This is a genomic window from Mycobacterium sp. D16R24 (assembly GCF_002013385.1).
Taxonomy (GTDB): Bacteria; Actinomycetota; Actinomycetes; order Mycobacteriales; family Mycobacteriaceae; genus Mycobacterium.
The window spans coordinates 1-2,256 of record NZ_MAEV01000059.1 but is presented as its reverse complement, the minus strand read 5'-3'; the positions used below and the strand labels follow the sequence as shown (position 1 = coordinate 2,256).

Genomic DNA, 2,256 nt, shown 5'->3' with positions numbered 1-2,256 from the left:
GGCTCTTCACAGATGAGGGTGTAGAGGTGGTTGGCGCGTCGTTGCCGGGATAGAGGTCGAGGTCTCTCGAAAATGAGGGTTCCTACACTCCTCATCCGAAAGACCTCGACGTGCCTGACGCTACCGGTCGGGCGGGCTTCGCCTGCGCTGACCTGACGACTTTCTGCCGCCTCGACGAACTTGGGCTGCAGGTGACCGGACAACGCCTTGAGCCCGGCCGTGCTGTGCTGGCGTGCCGGGTGACCGACGAGGACCGGTGGTGTCGTCGCTGCGGCGAAGAAGGCATCCCACGCGACAGCCTCACCCGTACTCTGGCCCATGAGCCGTTCGGGTGGCGCCCCACCACACTGCTGGTGACCATCCGTCGCTACCGGTGCGCCGGCTGCGCCCACGTGTGGCGACAAGACACCACCAGGATGGCCGAACCACGTGCCAAGCTGTCGCGGCGTGCTCTGCGGTGGGCGCTGGAAGCCATTGTCTGCCAGCATCTATCCGTGGCTCGCATCGCCGAAGCGCTCGCGGTGTCGTGGAACACCGCCAACAACGCGGTGCTGGCAGAAGGCCGACGGGTGCTGATCGCCGATCCGGCCCGTTTCGACGGCGTGGCGGTGATCGGCGTCGATGAGCACGTCTGGCGGCACACCCGTCGCGGTGACAGGTACGTCACCGTCATCATCGATCTCACCCCTGTGCGTGACGGGACCGGTCCGGCTCGGCTGCTCGACATGGTCGAGGGTCGCTCAAAAAAGGCGTTTCAGGACTGGTTGGCCGAGCGGCCGCAGGACTGGCGTGACGGCGTGGACGTTGTTGCTATGGATGGCTTCTCCGGGTTCAAGACCGCTACCGCCGAGGAACTGCCCGAGGCGGCGACGGTGATGGACCCTTTCCACGTGGTGCGCCTGGCTGGCAACGCCCTCGATGAGTGCCGCCGCCGGGTGCAGCTGGCGACATGTGGGCACCGCGGCCGCAAGTCCGACCCGCTCTACACCTGCCGACGCACCCTGCACACCGGTGCCGATCTGCTCACCGACCGCCAGCGCACCCGGCTGGCCGCCTTGTTCGCCGCCGACGCCCACGCAGAAGTCGAGGCCACCTGGCAGATGTATCAGCGCACCGTGGCCGCGTATCGTGAACCCGACCGCACGAAAGGCCGCACGATGATGGCGGCGCTGATCACCACGCTGAGCACCGGCGTTCCCAAGCCGCTGACCGAACTGATCACCCTGGGACGGACCCTGAAGAAGCGTGCCGCCGACGTGCTGGCCTACTTCGACCGCCCCGGCACCTCCAACGGGCCCACCGAAGCGATCAACGGCCGCCTCGAACACCTGCGCGGATCCGCGCTGGGCTTCCGCAACCTCACCAACTACATCGCCCGGTCACTGCTCGAGACCGGAGGCTTCCGAACTCAGCTCCTTGCACCTCGGCAGTGAAGAGTCCTCAACGCATATTCGACGCGGCCAGAGCGTCATTGGTCTCGGTCACCGAGAAACGATCGGGGTGCCAGCCTCGGGGCAGCCAGTCGCGCATCTCCTGCGCACCCAGCCCCATCGGTGTTGCCCGCGGGTCGTACCCGCCACGAACCCACGCAGCCAATTCCTCATAGCCGCCCAAGCCACCACAATCCTCCGGCGGGCAGGCCATCTTGCCCGCCAGGCACACCGGAGCCGAAGGTGGATCATCGAGAACGTCTTCGACCACCAGCACGTGCTCCCATCCGTCGCCGAAGTCGTAGTCATAGAACAACCGGTCGCCCTTACCGGAGACCACCTGATCCAGGCGCACACCGTCCTCGACGAGACCGTCGTCGCCTTCGCTGAGATCAAATCTGGTGACGAAGTAGGCACGGGTACGCCGGTCCGCCCCGACACCGAACTTATGCAGATGACCGTCCTGCCAGCCCATCGCAACCTGCAGCACGTCATGCAGCTCATCGAGCATGAGGTCACCCGGCAGGACCAGACGACGCCAGATCGGCGGCTTGGCGTACATCAGGTCGACCCGCACCCGGAAACCCCGCACACGCTCCGGCACAGCTCCCACCTCGGGTGTCGGTTCATCGAACACTCCCGCGAACAAATCCCGGCCAGCATCGGCCATCAGCTGTTGCAGCATCGACAGGTCCACACCACCCCCGGACACCGCGCTCTTCCTCTTACTCTTCCGCTTCTTCTCCGGCACACACCCAGCCAACCAGACACCCCAATCACAGGCCGACAGCAGCTGACCGTTCTACACCCTCAATCATGAAGAGCC

At 65.6% G+C, this 2,256-nt stretch carries 2 protein-coding genes; one reads left to right on the top strand and one right to left on the bottom strand.

Going from position 1 to position 2,256, the window contains the following annotated elements:
- Positions 1–110 precede the first annotated feature (110 nt).
- Entirely contained in the window at positions 111–1,433 is a 1,323-nt protein-coding gene (locus tag B4383_RS26100) for an ISL3 family transposase (RefSeq protein ID WP_052545499.1), read from the top strand.
- Between the two features lie 7 nt (positions 1,434–1,440).
- Here B4383_RS26100 and B4383_RS26095 read toward each other — a convergent pair whose 3' ends face one another.
- Positions 1,441–2,142 carry a plasmid pRiA4b ORF-3 family protein gene (locus B4383_RS26095; protein WP_078294679.1) on the bottom strand — a complete coding sequence of 234 codons (702 nt, stop codon included), beginning with the start codon at positions 2,140–2,142 and terminating at the stop codon, positions 1,441–1,443.
- Positions 2,143–2,256: the final 114 nt, after the last annotated feature.